Raw genomic sequence first — 15,101 nt, forward strand, 5'->3', positions numbered from 1 at the left:
CAACCTGCTTTAACCTCAAACCAGGGAAAGCTCTGTTCACATTCCTTCAGCATCGCATTTAGCACCCCGTCGTCAACCAAGCACACTATGGCTATTTCCCTAAAACTTTCATTATCTAAAGCAAAAAGCTCACCGTAATCCACGCCCTGGCGCGAATAGAAATGATCAATAGCTAAAAGCGCCAGTTCAGGAGGAGCAAAAGGCCTCCGCTGAAAGCGTTGTCCGTCGTAGACAGGTGGCTGGACTTTTCGAATCCAATCGAGCACCCCCCGTATCGTACCGCTGCTAAGGGATATGTTGGCCTCATTAGGAAACTGGTCCATAAGATCCGCCACTACTAGCTCCAGCAGCATCCGGTTATTAACACGAGCTGACGTCAAACTCCATAAGTGTTTACAGACCGTACGGTAGGTCCAAGAAAATCGATCTATATTTGGATTTGACGAATCCCATAGCATAAAATGGTAAAAGTGCAGTAGGTCAAAGAATAACGCTGGGTGCTTGGATAACACCCCTGCACATACGCGTCCCCGCTCCGTTAACGCAAGACCATTATTTTCCAGCAGACCAAGTTTCCGCATCCGCGTTAGTTGCTCGGCAAGTGTTCCGGTTTTTCTCCCCTTGGCCTCGAGGGCGCTTCGTACTTCCTCAACGCTTTGAGGCGCATCATTCATTAAGATCCAGAGAACTGCCTGGACAGCTTCGGGGGTTGCCTGATATCGCACGTGGAAAGAATCACCCATGTTAATACACCTTTCTAGCCTCAAGGAATCTCGAGTAATTTGGGGACCATTGCGATATAATGCCCCAAGCCTCAACATGCTTGTTTATAGCCTCAACAGTTTCAGCCATAGACAAGAGATTGTGTAACAAGCGTTTATCCCGACTGTTGGAGATCTCGCGAAAATCAGTACAGAACGGACACTCATGACCAGTCAAATCTTTCAATTGCAAAAAGTCATGTTCACTGAGAGCGCCTCTGCCTTTCTCTATCCTCCTGAACGACACATTATACGCACGTGTAAAGGGAAAATAGATGTTCCCGTAAGCAGCAGCTTTGATCCATCCGCTGCTATCCAATGAAGTAACTCCCATGTTGCCAAGCACATAGGCAGTTGGTGGGTTTCCAACTCCGAAAATGTGCATTCTGGCTTGCGGATATCGACGAATGATGAAGGCTATGCTTTCAAGAGATCTTTCATCAAGGATGTTGATACCAGAGTCAGAGCCCCGGGTTGCAAAACTGCCAAACCCCAACTGCTCTATACCCAATCTCTTAAAGTTTTCCAAGCAATAGCACACTTCGTCCAGGCTTTTCCCCTGTATTACTCCGATGGTTCTCTCCCTTAAATGGGAGGGGAGTTCCCAGTAGAACTGGCGCCCACCTTCAACAGTAATACGTACCTTCTGCTCTATCTCCTTAGGGCTATCTAAACTGGTTGGTGGGTAATCCGGCAAGACATAGTAATCTGCCCAATCGTTCTCCTTATAAAAGCGGAGGAGTTGAGTGTAGAGCGCATAGTAGCCAATAACACCCCTTTGCACCTGATAACCACCAGAATCAAAATAGATCTTTTTAACCGTACCTTCTTCCTTCAGTTGTTTGATCAGGCGAAGGGTCTCTGCTCTTGAGAAGAGGGGGCTTATAAGAACGTTTTCAAAGGGCTTCAGGGTTGTGTTGTGGTTCTTCAGTTCGTGAAGCAACAGCCTGAGATCTCTTGGTGCGATACCCAGTGTACAGACAAACCTAAGGTTTATCATCTAGAGCCCGAACCTCCACACATTCAAATCGCGTCTCTTGCCGCTGTCTACTCGCACTAACTGAAAGCCTAACGAAGAATAGAAATGATTAGCAGGCAAATTAGCAGGGCATTTAAGGAAGATTTCTAGCTGATTACGTTGGCGAGCATGTTCCGTTAGAGCAAAGACCAGCTCCGTCCCAATCCCTTGTCGCTTGAAATGGTTGGCTAGAGCGATCTCGTAAACAGTAGTGGTCTTGTCGCGGCGGTGCCGGAAGCGAACGAATCCAGCTACGACACCGTGAACCTTCGCTACAAGAAGCCACCCTTTGTCCACTGCTTCAAGAAATGCAGCCTTGGGAATGAATCCGCAGTCAGTTCGATGGTCGTCCGCTATTTTCTTAATGGCCGACACGTCCTCCGCGCTGGCCACCAAGATGCGAAGAGGCCCTCTCACCCCAATACTCTGAGACTGCCCGCCAAGATGCAAATCCCTTACGCTCGCTGTCTTTCTACCTGTCAATGCCTTTTCTCCCTTCCGGCATCAAGCGCGGGTTAAACATGCGAGCTATGCTATTCCGGCGCTCCTAATGGTTCGCAAGGCGGAGCATTCCGTACTACTAACGTACCCTTACTGTAACATATGCACGACGACACAAAGTGTCGTTCTGGCTCGAGTTCGACAAAAATCCGCAAAAAACTAGCCAGGTGGGGAGGCCCAAGAAGGGCAAGCCAAAGTCCACCTGGCTTAATTTTCCACGCCGCCTAGTTAAATTCCTGCCAGTGGTAGTTCAATCAGCTGAAAATTGTCGAACACTAGCACCCTGCTTTACTATCTGGCTGCCAATCCGGTAAAACAAGCAGCGGGCCGGCAGCTTTTCTCCAGGGCAGATGGCGCTGCCTGTCCGGCCCGGCCTGCCCAAAGTCGCATCGGTTACCAGCCCGAGCGAGGATCGTGCCAGTACACCCGTTTTCCGTTGATCGACCCTCTCCTAATGCCAGGCGCTCCGCCCTCTTGCAAAAAGCAGCGTTACCAGTCAGACTGGCGCAGGCAAAAGGAACAAAACCAAGGAAGCTGAGCGCCCCAAGACCTGAATACAACTGGCTCATTGGCAGAAGTATCTGATCTAGCTAATGCCTACTACTATCCGAGGTAAACCAAATAAATGATCTGGCCCGGCCAGATGACATCAGGGTTAGTGATCTGCGGGTTTTGCCGTAAAAGCCGCCTTAGCCCGATCCGGAAACGCCTAGCTATGCCATACATGGTATCCCCGGGCTGGATCACGTATTCAATATAGCTTCCCGGCGGCAACACCGGCTGGGGGTAGCCAGGGACCTCGATGATCATACCCGGATAAGCTTCTCCGCCTGGCAAGACAGGATTGGCTGCCTGAAGTTCCGCTACCCCCACCCCAAAGCGGGCCGATATCACCTCCAGGTTTTCGTTGGGCTGCATCAAGTAACGCATAACCTCGCCTCCTTTTTGTTTCCTTCGGCTCCTTTTTGCTCCCCTCACCTCTGCCCACGCACCCACATACGCACACCACACCGACAAGCAGATCCGGGCACCCCGTCATCCTGGTTATCGGAGTTCCCCCATACACGTACACCGCACCAACAAACACGCACAGATTGCCCAAGCGACTATCCCCCGCACCAACAACCGTGCCCCCACATCCCTGCTACTAGCATATGGCCGGTCTTAAAAGGTGGTTACAAAGGCCTAGTTAATGATTACGATTCTTGGTATATTATGGTTATGAGTTAATAGTGTTGGGCGTAATACCAATCCCAGGATACCAATCTTCGTTAGTTAGTCCTCGGTTTCCTCGCCGGTACAGGAATAGTGAGTTCGGACTTTGAACTAGGATTAAAGAGGAGGTTGGATAAGAATATGGAGGTCAAGATTGGCAGGGTTACTTTGTTCCTGGAGCAAGGTGACATTACCCGGCAGGCTACCGATGCCATTGTCAACGCCGCTAATTCCAGCCTCATGGGCGGAGGCGGAGTGGACGGGGCCATTCACCGAGCTGGAGGACCACAAATCCTTGAGGAGTGCAAGCAGATCGTAGCCCGCATCGGCCGCCTCGACCCTGGCAAGGCGGTAATCACCACCGGCGGCAACCTTAAGGCCCGCTATGTCATCCACACGGTGGGACCCATCTGGCGGGGCGGTAGCCGCGGTGAGCCTGAGACCCTGGCTAGCGCCTACCGGGAAAGCCTCAAGCTGGCGGCAGAAAAAGGGCTTAAAAGCGTGGCCTTTCCTTCTATCAGTACCGGCGCCTACGGCTACCCGTTGGAGGAGGCGGCGGAGGTGGCTCTGAAGGCGGTTATCGACTTCCTGAACTCGCAAGCTGAGGGTCTATCATTGGAACGGGTGGGTTTTGTGCTCTTCGACCAGCGCACCTACCAGGTTTACGAGGAAACCCTGAGGCGCCTGGCCGCCTAAGAGCATACATGCGGTTTAAGCCACTACCAGGGAATGAAAAGTCAGCTACGTAAGTCCCGACCCAGCCTTAGTCCCAAGAGCAGCTTAAGCCAAGCGACAATGCCGGCTTAGCAACAGGCGAGGGCAGAGGCGGACCCAAAGGCACGACGCCGGGGGCTAGCCACGAACCAGAGGTTACCTATAAGGCTAGCCGGACCCAGGGTCCGCTCTCTGGGCCAGAAATTCTTTGGCCAAGGCCAGCAACTTCTCCTTATTATTAATGGTAGGGTCCTCCAGCACCTGGTCCAAAAGCCAGTTCAGCACTTGGCCGACCAGGGGACCGGGCTTTAGGCCCAGCGCATCCATAACATCATGGCCGTTGACGGCCAGGCTCTTTAGGGTAATAGCCTCTCGGGCCGCCCGGATGCGCTCCACTTCCTCCCGCATCCACCGCACCCGGTAAGAAATCTTTTTAACCCCGGAGCCAACCAGGTCGGCTACTCGTAGCTCCCAGAGCGGCAGTATCCATTCTTCCCCCACCCGGTTCATCAAGCGGCGCACTCCCGACTCGGTCTCGGGAACGTTAAACATGTGAAAGGAGACCAGGTGGGTGACGCCGTGGATAACTTCGTTGGAGAAACGGAGCCGCTTAAGCAGCCGGCCCGCCATAGCCGCCCCCACCCGATCATGGCCGTAGAAATGGACTTCATCGTCGACGATCTCCCGGCAAGCCGGCTTACCCAGGTCGTGGGTCAGGGCGGCCAGTCGCAAAATCAGGTCGGGCCGGGCAGCTTCCACCACCCCCAGGATATGGCTGAAGACATCTAAGTCCCGGTCAGCCTTGCCCTGGCGCACGCCCCGGCAAGCCTCTAGCTCGGGAAGGATAATGGCGCCAAGGCCGGTGGAGATAAGCATCCGCAGGCAATGGGCCGGGGCCAAGCTGAGCAGGATCTTGGTCAATTCATCGCGGATGCGCTCGGCAGAAACGCGGCGGAGCTCCTCCCGGCATTCGGATATAGCCCGGTAAGTGAGGGGGTCGACGAAGACCCGCACCCCTTTGGGCCAGCCCAGGCCTATCCGGCTGACTACCCCCCACCGGCTAATACGGAACACCGGCGATACCGCCCCCGGGGGAAAGGTCGGGGGCGGAAGCTGGGGATCGTTGATGCGCCGGGACCGGTGGGCAGATGCTTCCCGCGCCAGCTGCTTGCGCCGCTCGATCTCCTCCGGATCATAAAGGGAAGCGCCTTTGGAGTCATTATCAATCTGGCACTCATCGGTCTCTTCATCCGATAGAGCGAGATTATTCCCGCCATCGATAGCCTGTTTACTACTAGCTTCAGCTTCACCAGTCCGCAGGGGCAATCCGGTGCCAGATACTTGCTCGCTAGCTCCTCCTTGAGCCCAAATGCTGGCCAGGCGCCCCCAGAGGCTAATGGCCCTAAGCATCCGCAAAGGATCCTCGTGGAATCGCTCCTGGGCTTGGCCCACCGCCTTAATCTGGATCTGCCCCCGGCCTAACTGTTGCAGGGCCCCATAAGGGTCCACCCAATTGTCGTTTAAGGGATCATAAGCCAAGGCATTAATTTCAAAATCGCGCCGGCTCAAATCCTCCTCCAAAGACACGCCAAACTTCACGTCTTCGGGGTGGCGCTTGGCGCTATAGCGGCCTTCGGCCCGATAGGTGGTCACTTCAATGGGAAGCCGCTCTTCACCTTGGCGCATCAGCACGGTCACGGTGCCAAATTCTAATCCGCTAGGAATGACCCGGCGAAAGAGGCGCATAACTTCCTCCGGGCGAGCACTGGTAGCCACGTCCCAGTCCTGGGGCGCAAGGCCAAGGAGCATATCCCGCACTGCTCCACCCACTATGTAAGCTTCATGCCCGGCCTGGTGTAACCGGTCCAAGACCTGCAATACCGCTTGGGGAATATTGTTTTCCACTACTGGTCCTCCAACTTCAAAACCATTTCCTAGCGCAGAGCAACCGTCAGGGCTGACCTGGCAGGCCTTCAGGTCCTCTGACTTCAAAACCCCTCCTGTGCCCATACGGTGCCTGCTCCGCCCTATAATAGCATATCCCCACTTGCCTATCCAGATTGAGAGCCGCACCGCCACCATCCACCCCAGAACCAGGAGGTTCCCTGAACTGGCGGTATTAAGACCACTCATTTTCGGGAGTGTGAGGGGGAAGGTGAGGGCGAGAATCAAACTGAAGGCCGGGGTAAGTTGCCAGCTGGTAAGTTTGTCTTTTTTCCCCAATAGTACTACAATTAACCCTAGGCAACAGCGCGCATGCAGCGACCACGAGCAAGCCAAGGCCGCTTACCACCTGGTAGAAAGGAGAATGGACATGACTACAGTTGAAGCCCTAAACCAACGCCACTCAGTAAGAGCCTTTCGGTCTGACCCGGTACCCAAGGAGACTCTGGCCAAGATTCTTGAGGCGGCCACCCGGGCTCCTTCCTGGGGCAATACCCAGCCCTGGGAAATATTCGTGGCTGCCGGCGACACCTTGGAGCGGCTTCGGCAGGAGTTCCTGACTCGCCATCAGCAAGGGGTCGCCCCCGCCACCGATTTGCCTCGGCCCCAGAGCTGGCCGCCCGAGCTACAGCAGCGGATGCAAGAAAATGGGGCCCGGCTTTTTGCCACCGCCGGCATTGCCCGCGATGACCAGGCCGCTCGGGCCCGCCATACCCAGCGCAACTTCGAGTTCTTTAACGCCCCGGTCGTGGTTTACCTGGGCATGGACCGCAGCCTCACTCCTTGGTCCATTTTTGACTTGGGCATGTTGGCCCAAAGCCTGATGCTGGCAGCCCAGGACTACGGAGTAGACTCCATGCCGGCCGTAAACCTGGTAGCCTACCCCGATGCCATCCGTTCTGAGCTCAAGCTCCCTGAGAATCTGGCCTTAATTATTGGTATCGCCTTGGGATATGCTAATCCCGATGAAGCCGTCAACCAGCACCGCAGCACCCGCCGTCCCTTGGAGGAAGTAGTGCGCTGGTACGGGATTTAAGCTTATCTTCGTTCGGTAGGGCCCAGAGGACCAAGGGAACAAGAGGGAACAAGGGGACGGCTCTCTTGTCCCCTCTTGTCGCCTCCGAGGTAGGCTAGCAAGAGAACCTCCTTTGTTTCCTTCCCTAGCCCGCCATCTTGTCCAACCGCATAAAGTTGTTGCATTGGCCCCTGGCTTGAAGTACAATATTTTTTAGATAACGTTCTTTAGGCACTGTTGGATAGTACCGTCAGGCATTGTCAGGTACATTGTCAGTATAAGCATGAGCCGGTAACCTCAAAGACCGGGGAGGTGAAGCATTTGTCTACATCCGAACCCATGGTCCGGTTCGAAGAGGTTAGCAAGGCGTACGGCAACCACTATGCGGTCAAGTCTTTCACCTTAGAAGTGGCTAAAGGCGAGTTGGTGGTTCTAATTGGCCCCAGCGGTTGTGGCAAGACTACCACCTTGAAAATGGTCAACCGCCTTGTCGAGCCAACCTCAGGCCGCATCTACATTGGCGGCCGCGATATCCAGGAGCTCAACCCTACCAAGCTCCGCCGCCATATCGGATACGTTATTCAACAGATAGGTCTCATTCCTCACCTCACCGTGGCCCAAAACATCGGCCTGGTACCGTTTTTACGGGGGATGCCGCGGGCCGAGCGCAACCGCCGGGTGGATGAGCTTTTGGAAATGGTGGGCTTCGACCCCGCTTCCTACCGCCACCGGTTTCCCCGGGAACTCTCCGGGGGGCAGCAGCAGCGGGTGGGGGTATTGCGGGCTTTAGCCGCCGATCCCGATCTCATCCTCATGGATGAACCCTTCGGAGCCCTGGATCCCATTACCCGGGAGCAGCTCCAGGACGAGCTCAAGCGCCTGCAAAACTCATTCCACAAGACCATTCTTTTCGTTACCCATGATATGGATGAGGCCCTCAAATTGGGCGACCGCATCGTCATCATGCGCGAGGGGGAAATCCTCCAGGTGGGTTCGCCGGAAGACCTCATCCGTAATCCTGCTGACGAGTTTGTTCGCGATTTTATCGGCAAGAAGCGGCAGCTCCGCAGCCCAGACGAGGTGCTAGTAGAAGAGGTAATGGTGGTAGATCCGGTCACCGGCAAACCGGGAATGGGGGCCGGTGAAGCCTTCCAGCGCATGCAACGCCACCAAGTCAACAGCCTATTAATAGTCGACGATCTCGGGGTTCTGCTAGGCATAGTTACGCTCCGGGCCGTGCAGAAAGGCATCCAGGAGGGCGGGCGGCCCAAGGTAGAGGAACTGATGCAACCGGCAAGGGAAACGGTCGGGCCCAAGGAAACCGTGCTCGCCGCTGCCCATTCCTTAGCCCAAAGCCCCATCGGGCTGGTGCCGGTGGTGGATGAAGATGGTCACCTCCAGGGTATCCTCACCAACGCCAGCCTAATTAGCACTCTAGTGGATGTGCTCTGGCCGGGTACCAACGAAGCTGGCAACGCCAACAGCAACGACCATAGCAGCAGCCAAGCCCAAGAAGGAGGTGAAAACCAGGAATGGAAGTCAGTCTCATGAGCCTTTGGACTACCTACCTGGAACGCAGCGATAAATTCTGGGCCCTAACTCAAGAACACTTCTTTACCCTGGTAATTTTGCCGGTAGCTTTGGCCGCCGCCGTCTCCATACCCCTAGGTATCCTGGCTACTCGTTACAAGTGGGTGGAAGCACCCAGCATCGCCTTTGCTAATCTCATGCAGACCATACCTAGCCTGGCGCTCCTGGCCATCCTGATAGCCATTGGCATGGGTATCGGCAACAAACCAGCCGTAATCGCCCTATTCCTTTACTCGCTATTGCCTATCCTCCGCAACACCTACACCGGCATCACCAACGTCGATAAGGCCACCTTGGAAGCAGCCAGCGGCATGGGCATGGCCGGGTGGCAAATCTTACTGATAGTAGAGCTTCCCATAGCCTTCCCAGTAATCATGGCCGGCATCAGGACCGCGGCGGTTATCTGCGTGGGACTGGCAACCTTGGCTGCCTTTATCGGCGGCGGAGGGCTGGGCGATTTTATCATCACCGGCTTGGGCATGGCCAACAACAACCTCACCCTTTTGGGGGCCATTCCCGCTGCTATCATGGCCCTGCTACTGGATTGGTTGTTGGGCAAGGTGGAACGGTGGCTCACCCCTAAAGGGCTTAGGATATAGTGAGAGGAGGTCTGCCATGTGAAGCTTTTTCAGAGCCGCGTCTTCAAGCGGGTAACGGTAATCCTGGCCGTCACTATCATGGCCATCAGCGCTGGTGCCGGTTGCGGCGGGGGAGAAGAGGGAGCCAGCAATGGTGGCAAGACCAAATTAACCATCGCTTCGCAGAACTTTGCCGAACCGCAGATACTCTCGGAAATGGTCAAGCAACTGCTGGAAGCCAAGCTCAACGTTACCGTGGACCACAAGCGCAACTTCCAAGGCTCTACAGCTGTGCACCAAGCCCTGGAAACCGGCGATGTCCAGATGTACAACAGCTATACCGGCACCCAGTTTACCGGCATTCTGGGGATGAAGGTGACCGATGAGTGGAAAGACAAGCAAAAGGTGTATGAGTACGTCCGGGATAAGTTCCACGAAAAGTACGGAATCAAGGTTTTCCCGCCCTATGGTTTTAACAATACTTACGCCTTGGCGGTGCGCAAAGAGACCGCTGACCGGCTAGGGCTGAAAAATGTAAGTGACTTAGTACCTTTCGCAAAAGATATGACCATAGCTACCGATCCCACCTTCCAGGAGCGCAAAGGCGACGGCTGGGATGATTTGGCCAAGGCCTACGGGTTTAATTTCAAGAAAGTGGTGGGCATGTCCTATGACCTCATGTATCAGGCCCTTAAGTCCGGGGATGTGGATGCCGCCGTCGCCTATTCCACCGACGGCCGCCTGCCAGCTTATGATCTGGTGGTGCTTGAGGATGACCGCCATTTCTTCCCGCCCTACGATGCGGCATTCTTTATTAAGGAAGAGACCCTGAAGCAATTTCCTCAGATCGAAGAGATTCTGGCACCCCTGTTCGGCAGGTTTACCGAGAAAGAGATGGCTAAGCTCAACCAAGAGGTGGACGTGAGCAAGAAAGAGCCGGCCGATGTGGCCCGGGAGTACTTAAAGGCCCAGGGGCTGCTGTAGGGGGGCTACCCCACTCGGCAACTCCTTGAGCTCCCAAGCGACTTTGAGCCGAGCTAAGGGACAGCACCCAAGCCGGATTTACCCGGGACCGGCCAGGATGCGGATGTCTTCCAGCCGCACCTGCCAGCCCGCTTCTTTTTGTAGAGCCATGTTGAGTAAGCCGGTATGACTTAAGTGCATCATGCAGAAGCCAGGCAGAAAAGTGTAGCGTGCACCACACACCGGCTGCCAGCCCGGTGATGAGCTTTCGCCGTGAGGAGTTTGGCCCCGACAAGGCGCGGCGCCGGTAGAGGCGCCGGTGGCGGAGCCGGCACTACCGGCGCCACCGCCGGCGCCGGTGCCGCTACTCTCCCCAAAAGCCGCCCCCGAAGCCCGGCGACTTGAGGCCGCATCAGGCCGAACGGCAATTCCCTCAAAACCAATCATGTGGTAGGCCTGAACATCCTTGGCCTGCCCAAGCCGCCGTCCCCATCCTAGCTCCAGCTCTCTTTGGCACCCTGGCACCCGCTCCCGATCCTGGTCTGGCCCCGCTTCCCGCTCGCACCTTAGCGCCGGCTCCTGTCCCGTCCCCCGGCCCGGTTGTGGCTGCGCCTTTGCTCCCCTTTCCCGGACCGCCATCGGTCCCACCACCCAGGTGTAGAGGAGCCCGGTCAGGTAGTCCGCCTCGATCACCCGAAGTACGTGAGGCACCGGGCACCCGGCTCCCATGGGACGGCCCACCACCAGATCCCCCGGCTGGATGGCCAGCCGCTCGGTCAAATCGGGCCGAAAAGGAAGGACGATCTTACGAGCCGACACCTCGCCTGGCAACGGATAAAGGACGAACTCATATGCGTGCCCCAGAACATCATAACCGCTATAGCCCCCAGCCTGAGAGGCGCGCTCTGGAGGCCGTCCCGCTGTCAAGCTAGGCCCGCTCTCGACAAACGGGCAGTCGTCTAGGAACTTAAGGCCCTGCTTCGCCTTCCTAGCCAAATCGGCGCATCTGGGTTCACCGCAAAGGCCGCAGTTTTTTCCCGGCAACAACTTATTTCCCCCATGGCCCCCGTGCCTGGCTACTGCCACCTATTACCCCCCCCTATTCTCCCCGGTAGAGGTACTGGCCCACCGCCCCCGCCAGGGTCCGCACCAGGCCGAAATGATGCTCCCAGCCCACCTGCTTCTTGCCCACGCAGATGGTGCAGGTGCCCAGCGGGGGAATCCCTTTCAGTTCTAAGGTCACGGGATCGATATCGCCAGAGCTTTCCAAGTAATGGTAGAGCGGTTGCAGGGCCGTGCCCTGCAAGGCGTTGGTTTCCACCAGCATCAAATCGCCATTAACTCCCCGGATCTTCTCCCGCAATACTTCCCGCTCTGCCTGGCTGACCAAGTCGATCTTGGTGACCACCGCCACGTCGGCCAAGCCCACCATCGGTCCCATCTTGGCCGGAGCATGGATTCCCGATATAGCGCTGACCACCACTATGCCCACCCCTTGGTTGAGGTAGGGGGCACAGCGCAAGCATAGGCCAGCCGTCTCCACCAGCAGAAAATCCGCGCCAAGCTTTTGGCTCCAGCCGATGGCATCCCCCAGCACCATTACCCCCGCATGGTCGGGACACAAGTCTCCGGAATAGACTTTGCGGGTAGCAATGCCGAATTCCCGGGCCAACTCTTGATCCTCAAGAGCTTTGGCCACATCGATCTTAAAGTAAGCCAACACGTAGTTGGGGCATAAATGGCCCACTATTTGCTTGGCCACCGCCGTCTTTCCTGCCGAAGGCGGACCGGCAATAACAACCAGTTTCATCTTTGCCACTCCCATTCCAGTGCAAACTTAAAGCCCAAGAGTAGAAGCCAGGCCAAAGCCCGATCCGAGGCTGTGGAAAGTTTCTTGGGTAAGAATTTTACCTTGGCGCAGCTCTTCGCGAAGGAAATTAATCTTAGAGTCTAGTTCCATCAGTGACTTGGCCGCCAGACTTTCAGCCTGGTTAAAAGGCAACAGCCTTTTTACGGTCCCATTTTCCATCACGATGCGCTTTTGGGTGAGGAGAGCAATGACCGGATCGTGGGTTACAAAAATCACGATCTTGCCCGATTCTTGGATGGCTCGCAACACCTCATGCTTAAAGATGCCAGCATTTTCAATCTCATCCAGGAGGATTACCGGTGCCGCCCCGATCAAGATGGCATCGGCGATTAAAAGGGAACGGGTCTGCCCGCCCGATAACCCGGTCACCCGCATGCCCGGCTTAATCTTTTCCCCGGTAAACAAGTTGGCCAGCCCGATGGTATTGTCTATCAGCGCCTCTGCCGCCGTCTGGCTCAAGGGGCTGCCGCTGCCAGGGCCATGGCGGGCCCGAATATGTACTTCCAAGAACTCCCGCACCGATAAATCGGTAAAGCATTTCGTATTCTGGGTGATCATGGCCACCGGCTTGAGGGCGGGGTGCAGCCGGTATTCCTCGGGAGGAACCTGGCCATTTATCAACACTTTCCGGCCGGTAATCGTATCCCCCTGAGCCAAAAGCTCGATATCGGTGATAAAGGCAGTCTTGCCGCTACCAGTGGGCCCAACGATGGAAACTGCCTCCCCGGCATTCAAGACTATGGGAGAAAAGCGCTCGGGCTTGCCGCTCTTATCGGTGCCGGGCAAAACCGTAATACTGGTAATGGAATCTAGGATTAATGTAGCTCGCATAGGTCTGGCCTCCTCGCCACTTGCTGCTGCTGGCTGCTTGCTGGTCGCCTTACCGTGCTGGTTTCGGAGCCGCAGCATTTGTTACTGCACCATCTTATGAAGGCCTCGACCCATGTGTATACTGTACACATCATGTAACCTTTGCCAGCGATGCCAGAGGGCGGCATCGAGAAGACCTAATCAGCCAAGCATGCCCCAGGTCAAACATCGTCAGGCTGGTTATTGGCATCTAGGAGGATGCCAAGCTGAGCACCAGCCAGGAACCGAGCGATCAACCGAGGGGCTCCTTGGTCCGAGCGACCCAGCCCTCAACCTGCCAACGCCGACCCCGCAACTCAGTGCTCAACTCGCACACATAGGAGGGAGCTTGCCCCGGTAAGCCAACGGTTGAGTGCGGGGAAGCGGAGGACGGAGGGTTGCAACTCGGCCGGAAATGGGTACTCATGTTCCTCCACGGCCATATTCCTTCCGTCCTCCCAGCTGGACCATGCCCATAGGGCCAAGGCTGGGCGAGGAAACCTAAAAAGACGACTAGGCCCCCGCGTTGACCTTATCGTACATCCTCCGCAGCATGGCCACCGCCTCGGCCCGGGTGGCTTTGGAGCCGGGCGCAAGCCGCCCGCCTGAACCTCGCAAGATGCCGCTATCTACCGCCAGGGCTACCTCCCGCATCAAGCCCTCGGTCACATAAATCCAGTCGTCATACTTGGAGAGGATGAGGGTAGCCTGCAAGCCACCAGGCAGTTCCCCTTTACCACTGGCCACCAAGGCCCTGCCCATCATGGCCGCCAGCTGCTCGCGGGTTATGTCCAGCTCCGGCCTAAACGTACCACCAGTAAAGCCGTTAACGATACCATGCTGGGCCGCCGCCATGATCTCATCGTAGGCCCAATGATTAGGCTTGACGTCCTTGAACCCCTGGGCCGCCAGACCCGTCCCGGCTGTGGACGTGGATGCGATCCTACCGGTTGCCATCTGGCCAGAGGCCCCGTTGGGTTCGCCGTTCAGCCCCAAGGCCCGAACCACCAAAGCCGCAAACTGGGCCCGGGTAATCTTGCCCTCGGGATCGAAGCGGGTAGGGCTGACCCCTTGGACGATCCCCTGTTCGGCCATGTACTGGATATCATCCCGGGCCCAGTGGTGGGCGATGTCCTGGAAGTTGGGAACGCCGCCTCCGGCTTCAGGTGCCGGCGGAGCCAGCTCGATCTCGTAGACCCAGTTGGGGCCGGAAGCCGGCGCCGGGGCCGGTGCTTCCTGAGCTATCCTCGCCCGACCTGCCGTTGAAGCCGCTTCCTCCTGTCCCCGCCCCTGAACTTGGCCCGCCGTGGCTACCGCAGAGGCAGTCCCCTGCCGCTGGGCCAGCTTGCGGACATCCAGGGCTTCAAAGGTAAGGTGATCCTGGGCGAGTTCAAAGTCAATCCCTTCTTTGGCACCGTTGGGGGCTACCAGGTTAACTGCCTTGACCCGCCAGGGCTTCTCCTCTGGCTGCCCCGCCCGGGAGACCGGCACCCGCTTTTTGGGCAAGGGGATGGTAACCTTGGTCTTGCCATCCCCGGATTGGACGTCATTGACACTTACCAGCACACTTCCCGGCTTATCCGGCCGGCTCACTACCATCAGGTCGCAGGGCTTATCGGCCTTGGCTGTCCCGCTCCCCAGCTTAACCTCAGGAGGCACGCTCACCTTGTCAACATCGTTGACCCCTTTCACCAGCAAGGACTGGATCTGGCCACCTTTAATGGTGACGATGGCGGCCGAGTTGCGGGTGAGGTTGAGGTTAAAACTGTTCTGCTGGCCATTGGCTTCGGTGTACCAAATCTTATAGTTCTTGGGAGTAGTCTCTTGGGTGAGAACAAAGACATAGATCCGACCGCTGTCGCGATTAATGAACTCCTGTACATCCACCTGGTAGCTGTCGCCCTCGTCCCAGGCCAGCCGCCGGGCGCCGGCGTAAGTAGCGCTAAGGTAATCGACTAAGCCCTGGTTGCGGTTGATGAGGTTGCCGGCATTGGTGCCGGGATTAACCCAGGGGTGGAAGCCCAGGTAAATGGCCTGCCCCTGCCCGTAGGGCACCCGGTAGCCCACCACATGCCTCTTCCCG

13 protein-coding genes and 1 pseudogene are annotated in these 15,101 nt (G+C 56.5%); 5 read left to right on the forward strand and 9 right to left on the reverse strand.

Annotated features, from left to right (window positions below; translation table 11 throughout):
- From H5U02_09845 to H5U02_09860, 4 genes are all read right to left on the reverse strand, one after another.
- Positions 1-743, reverse strand: a 743-nt coding sequence (locus H5U02_09845; protein MBC7342726.1) for a hypothetical protein, incomplete at its 3' end; no start/stop codon positions are given.
- Position 744: 1 nt separating this feature from the next.
- Positions 745-1,761 carry a hypothetical protein gene (locus H5U02_09850; protein MBC7342727.1) on the reverse strand — a complete coding sequence of 339 codons (1,017 nt, stop codon included), beginning with the start codon at positions 1,759-1,761 and terminating at the stop codon, positions 745-747.
- Positions 1,762-2,262, reverse strand: a complete 501-nt coding sequence (locus tag H5U02_09855) for a GNAT family N-acetyltransferase (protein ID MBC7342728.1) — start codon at positions 2,260-2,262, stop codon at positions 1,762-1,764.
- Between the two features lie 621 nt (positions 2,263-2,883).
- Positions 2,884-3,210: a LysM peptidoglycan-binding domain-containing protein gene (locus H5U02_09860; GenBank protein MBC7342729.1), complete on the reverse strand. Its 327-nt coding sequence runs from the start codon at positions 3,208-3,210 to the stop codon at positions 2,884-2,886.
- A 426-nt stretch (positions 3,211-3,636) separates the two neighbouring features.
- On the opposite strand from H5U02_09860, the gene H5U02_09865 reads away from it, so the two are divergent.
- Positions 3,637-4,191 (forward strand): O-acetyl-ADP-ribose deacetylase, encoded by a 555-nt coding sequence (locus tag H5U02_09865; protein MBC7342730.1) that lies wholly within the window; start codon positions 3,637-3,639, stop codon positions 4,189-4,191.
- Positions 4,192-4,377: 186 nt separating this feature from the next.
- On the opposite strand, the gene H5U02_09870 is transcribed toward H5U02_09865, so the two are convergent.
- Positions 4,378-6,201, reverse strand: coding sequence for a CCA tRNA nucleotidyltransferase (locus H5U02_09870; GenBank protein MBC7342731.1), 1,824 nt, complete (start codon positions 6,199-6,201; stop codon positions 4,378-4,380).
- A 163-nt stretch (positions 6,202-6,364) separates the two neighbouring features.
- Between H5U02_09870 and H5U02_09875 the strand changes: the two genes are divergently transcribed.
- From H5U02_09875 to H5U02_09890, 4 genes are all read left to right on the forward strand, one after another.
- On the forward strand, positions 6,365-7,189 hold the full coding sequence (locus H5U02_09875; protein ID MBC7342732.1) for a nitroreductase: 825 nt from the start codon (positions 6,365-6,367) through the stop codon (positions 7,187-7,189).
- Positions 7,190-7,507: 318 nt separating this feature from the next.
- Positions 7,508-8,719 carry a betaine/proline/choline family ABC transporter ATP-binding protein gene (locus tag H5U02_09880; GenBank protein ID MBC7342733.1) on the forward strand — a complete coding sequence of 404 codons (1,212 nt, stop codon included), beginning with the start codon at positions 7,508-7,510 and terminating at the stop codon, positions 8,717-8,719.
- Complete coding sequence (locus H5U02_09885; protein ID MBC7342734.1) at positions 8,716-9,357, forward strand: ABC transporter permease; 642 nt, start codon at positions 8,716-8,718, stop codon at positions 9,355-9,357. The genes H5U02_09880 and H5U02_09885 overlap by 4 nt, the downstream gene beginning before the upstream one ends.
- 18 nt (positions 9,358-9,375) lie before the next feature.
- On the forward strand, positions 9,376-10,320 hold the full coding sequence (locus tag H5U02_09890) for an osmoprotectant ABC transporter substrate-binding protein (protein ID MBC7342735.1): 945 nt from the start codon (positions 9,376-9,378) through the stop codon (positions 10,318-10,320).
- A 618-nt stretch (positions 10,321-10,938) separates the two neighbouring features.
- Here the strand turns inward: H5U02_09890 and H5U02_09895 are convergent.
- The 4 genes and pseudogenes from H5U02_09895 to H5U02_09910 all read right to left on the reverse strand — a co-directional run bounded on the left by H5U02_09895 (position 10,939) and on the right by H5U02_09910 (position 15,085).
- Positions 10,939-11,346: pseudogene (locus H5U02_09895) on the reverse strand (Fe-S cluster protein).
- 52 nt (positions 11,347-11,398) lie between these two features.
- Positions 11,399-12,109, reverse strand: coding sequence for a cobalamin biosynthesis protein (locus tag H5U02_09900; GenBank protein ID MBC7342736.1), 711 nt, complete (start codon positions 12,107-12,109; stop codon positions 11,399-11,401).
- Positions 12,110-12,136: 27 nt separating this feature from the next.
- Positions 12,137-13,000 carry an ATP-binding cassette domain-containing protein gene (locus H5U02_09905; GenBank protein ID MBC7342737.1) on the reverse strand — a complete coding sequence of 288 codons (864 nt, stop codon included), beginning with the start codon at positions 12,998-13,000 and terminating at the stop codon, positions 12,137-12,139.
- A gap of 531 nt (positions 13,001-13,531) precedes the next feature.
- Positions 13,532-15,085 (reverse strand): S-layer homology domain-containing protein, encoded by a 1,554-nt coding sequence (locus H5U02_09910; protein ID MBC7342738.1) that lies wholly within the window; start codon positions 15,083-15,085, stop codon positions 13,532-13,534.
- Between the last annotated feature and the right edge of the window lie 16 nt (positions 15,086-15,101).

The organism is Clostridia bacterium (genome assembly GCA_014360065.1).
Classification (GTDB): domain Bacteria; phylum Bacillota; class DSM-521; order Neomoorellales; family JACIYF01; genus JACIYF01.

Bases quoted from the DNA above. Each gene is read 5' to 3' on its own strand.
- H5U02_09860 (MBC7342729.1), bottom strand. From the start codon at position 3,210: ATGCGTTACTTGATGCAGCCCAACGAAAACCTGGAGGTGATATCGGCC.
- H5U02_09850 (MBC7342727.1), bottom strand. From the start codon at position 1,761: ATGATAAACCTTAGGTTTGTCTGTACACTGGGTATCGCACCAAGAGAT.
- H5U02_09880 (MBC7342733.1), top strand. From the start codon at position 7,508: ATGGTCCGGTTCGAAGAGGTTAGCAAGGCGTACGGCAACCACTATGCG.
- H5U02_09900 (MBC7342736.1), bottom strand. From the start codon at position 12,109: ATGAAACTGGTTGTTATTGCCGGTCCGCCTTCGGCAGGAAAGACGGCG.
- H5U02_09865 (MBC7342730.1), top strand. From the start codon at position 3,637: ATGGAGGTCAAGATTGGCAGGGTTACTTTGTTCCTGGAGCAAGGTGAC.
- H5U02_09905 (MBC7342737.1), bottom strand. From the start codon at position 13,000: ATGCGAGCTACATTAATCCTAGATTCCATTACCAGTATTACGGTTTTG.
- H5U02_09885 (MBC7342734.1), top strand. From the start codon at position 8,716: ATGAGCCTTTGGACTACCTACCTGGAACGCAGCGATAAATTCTGGGCC.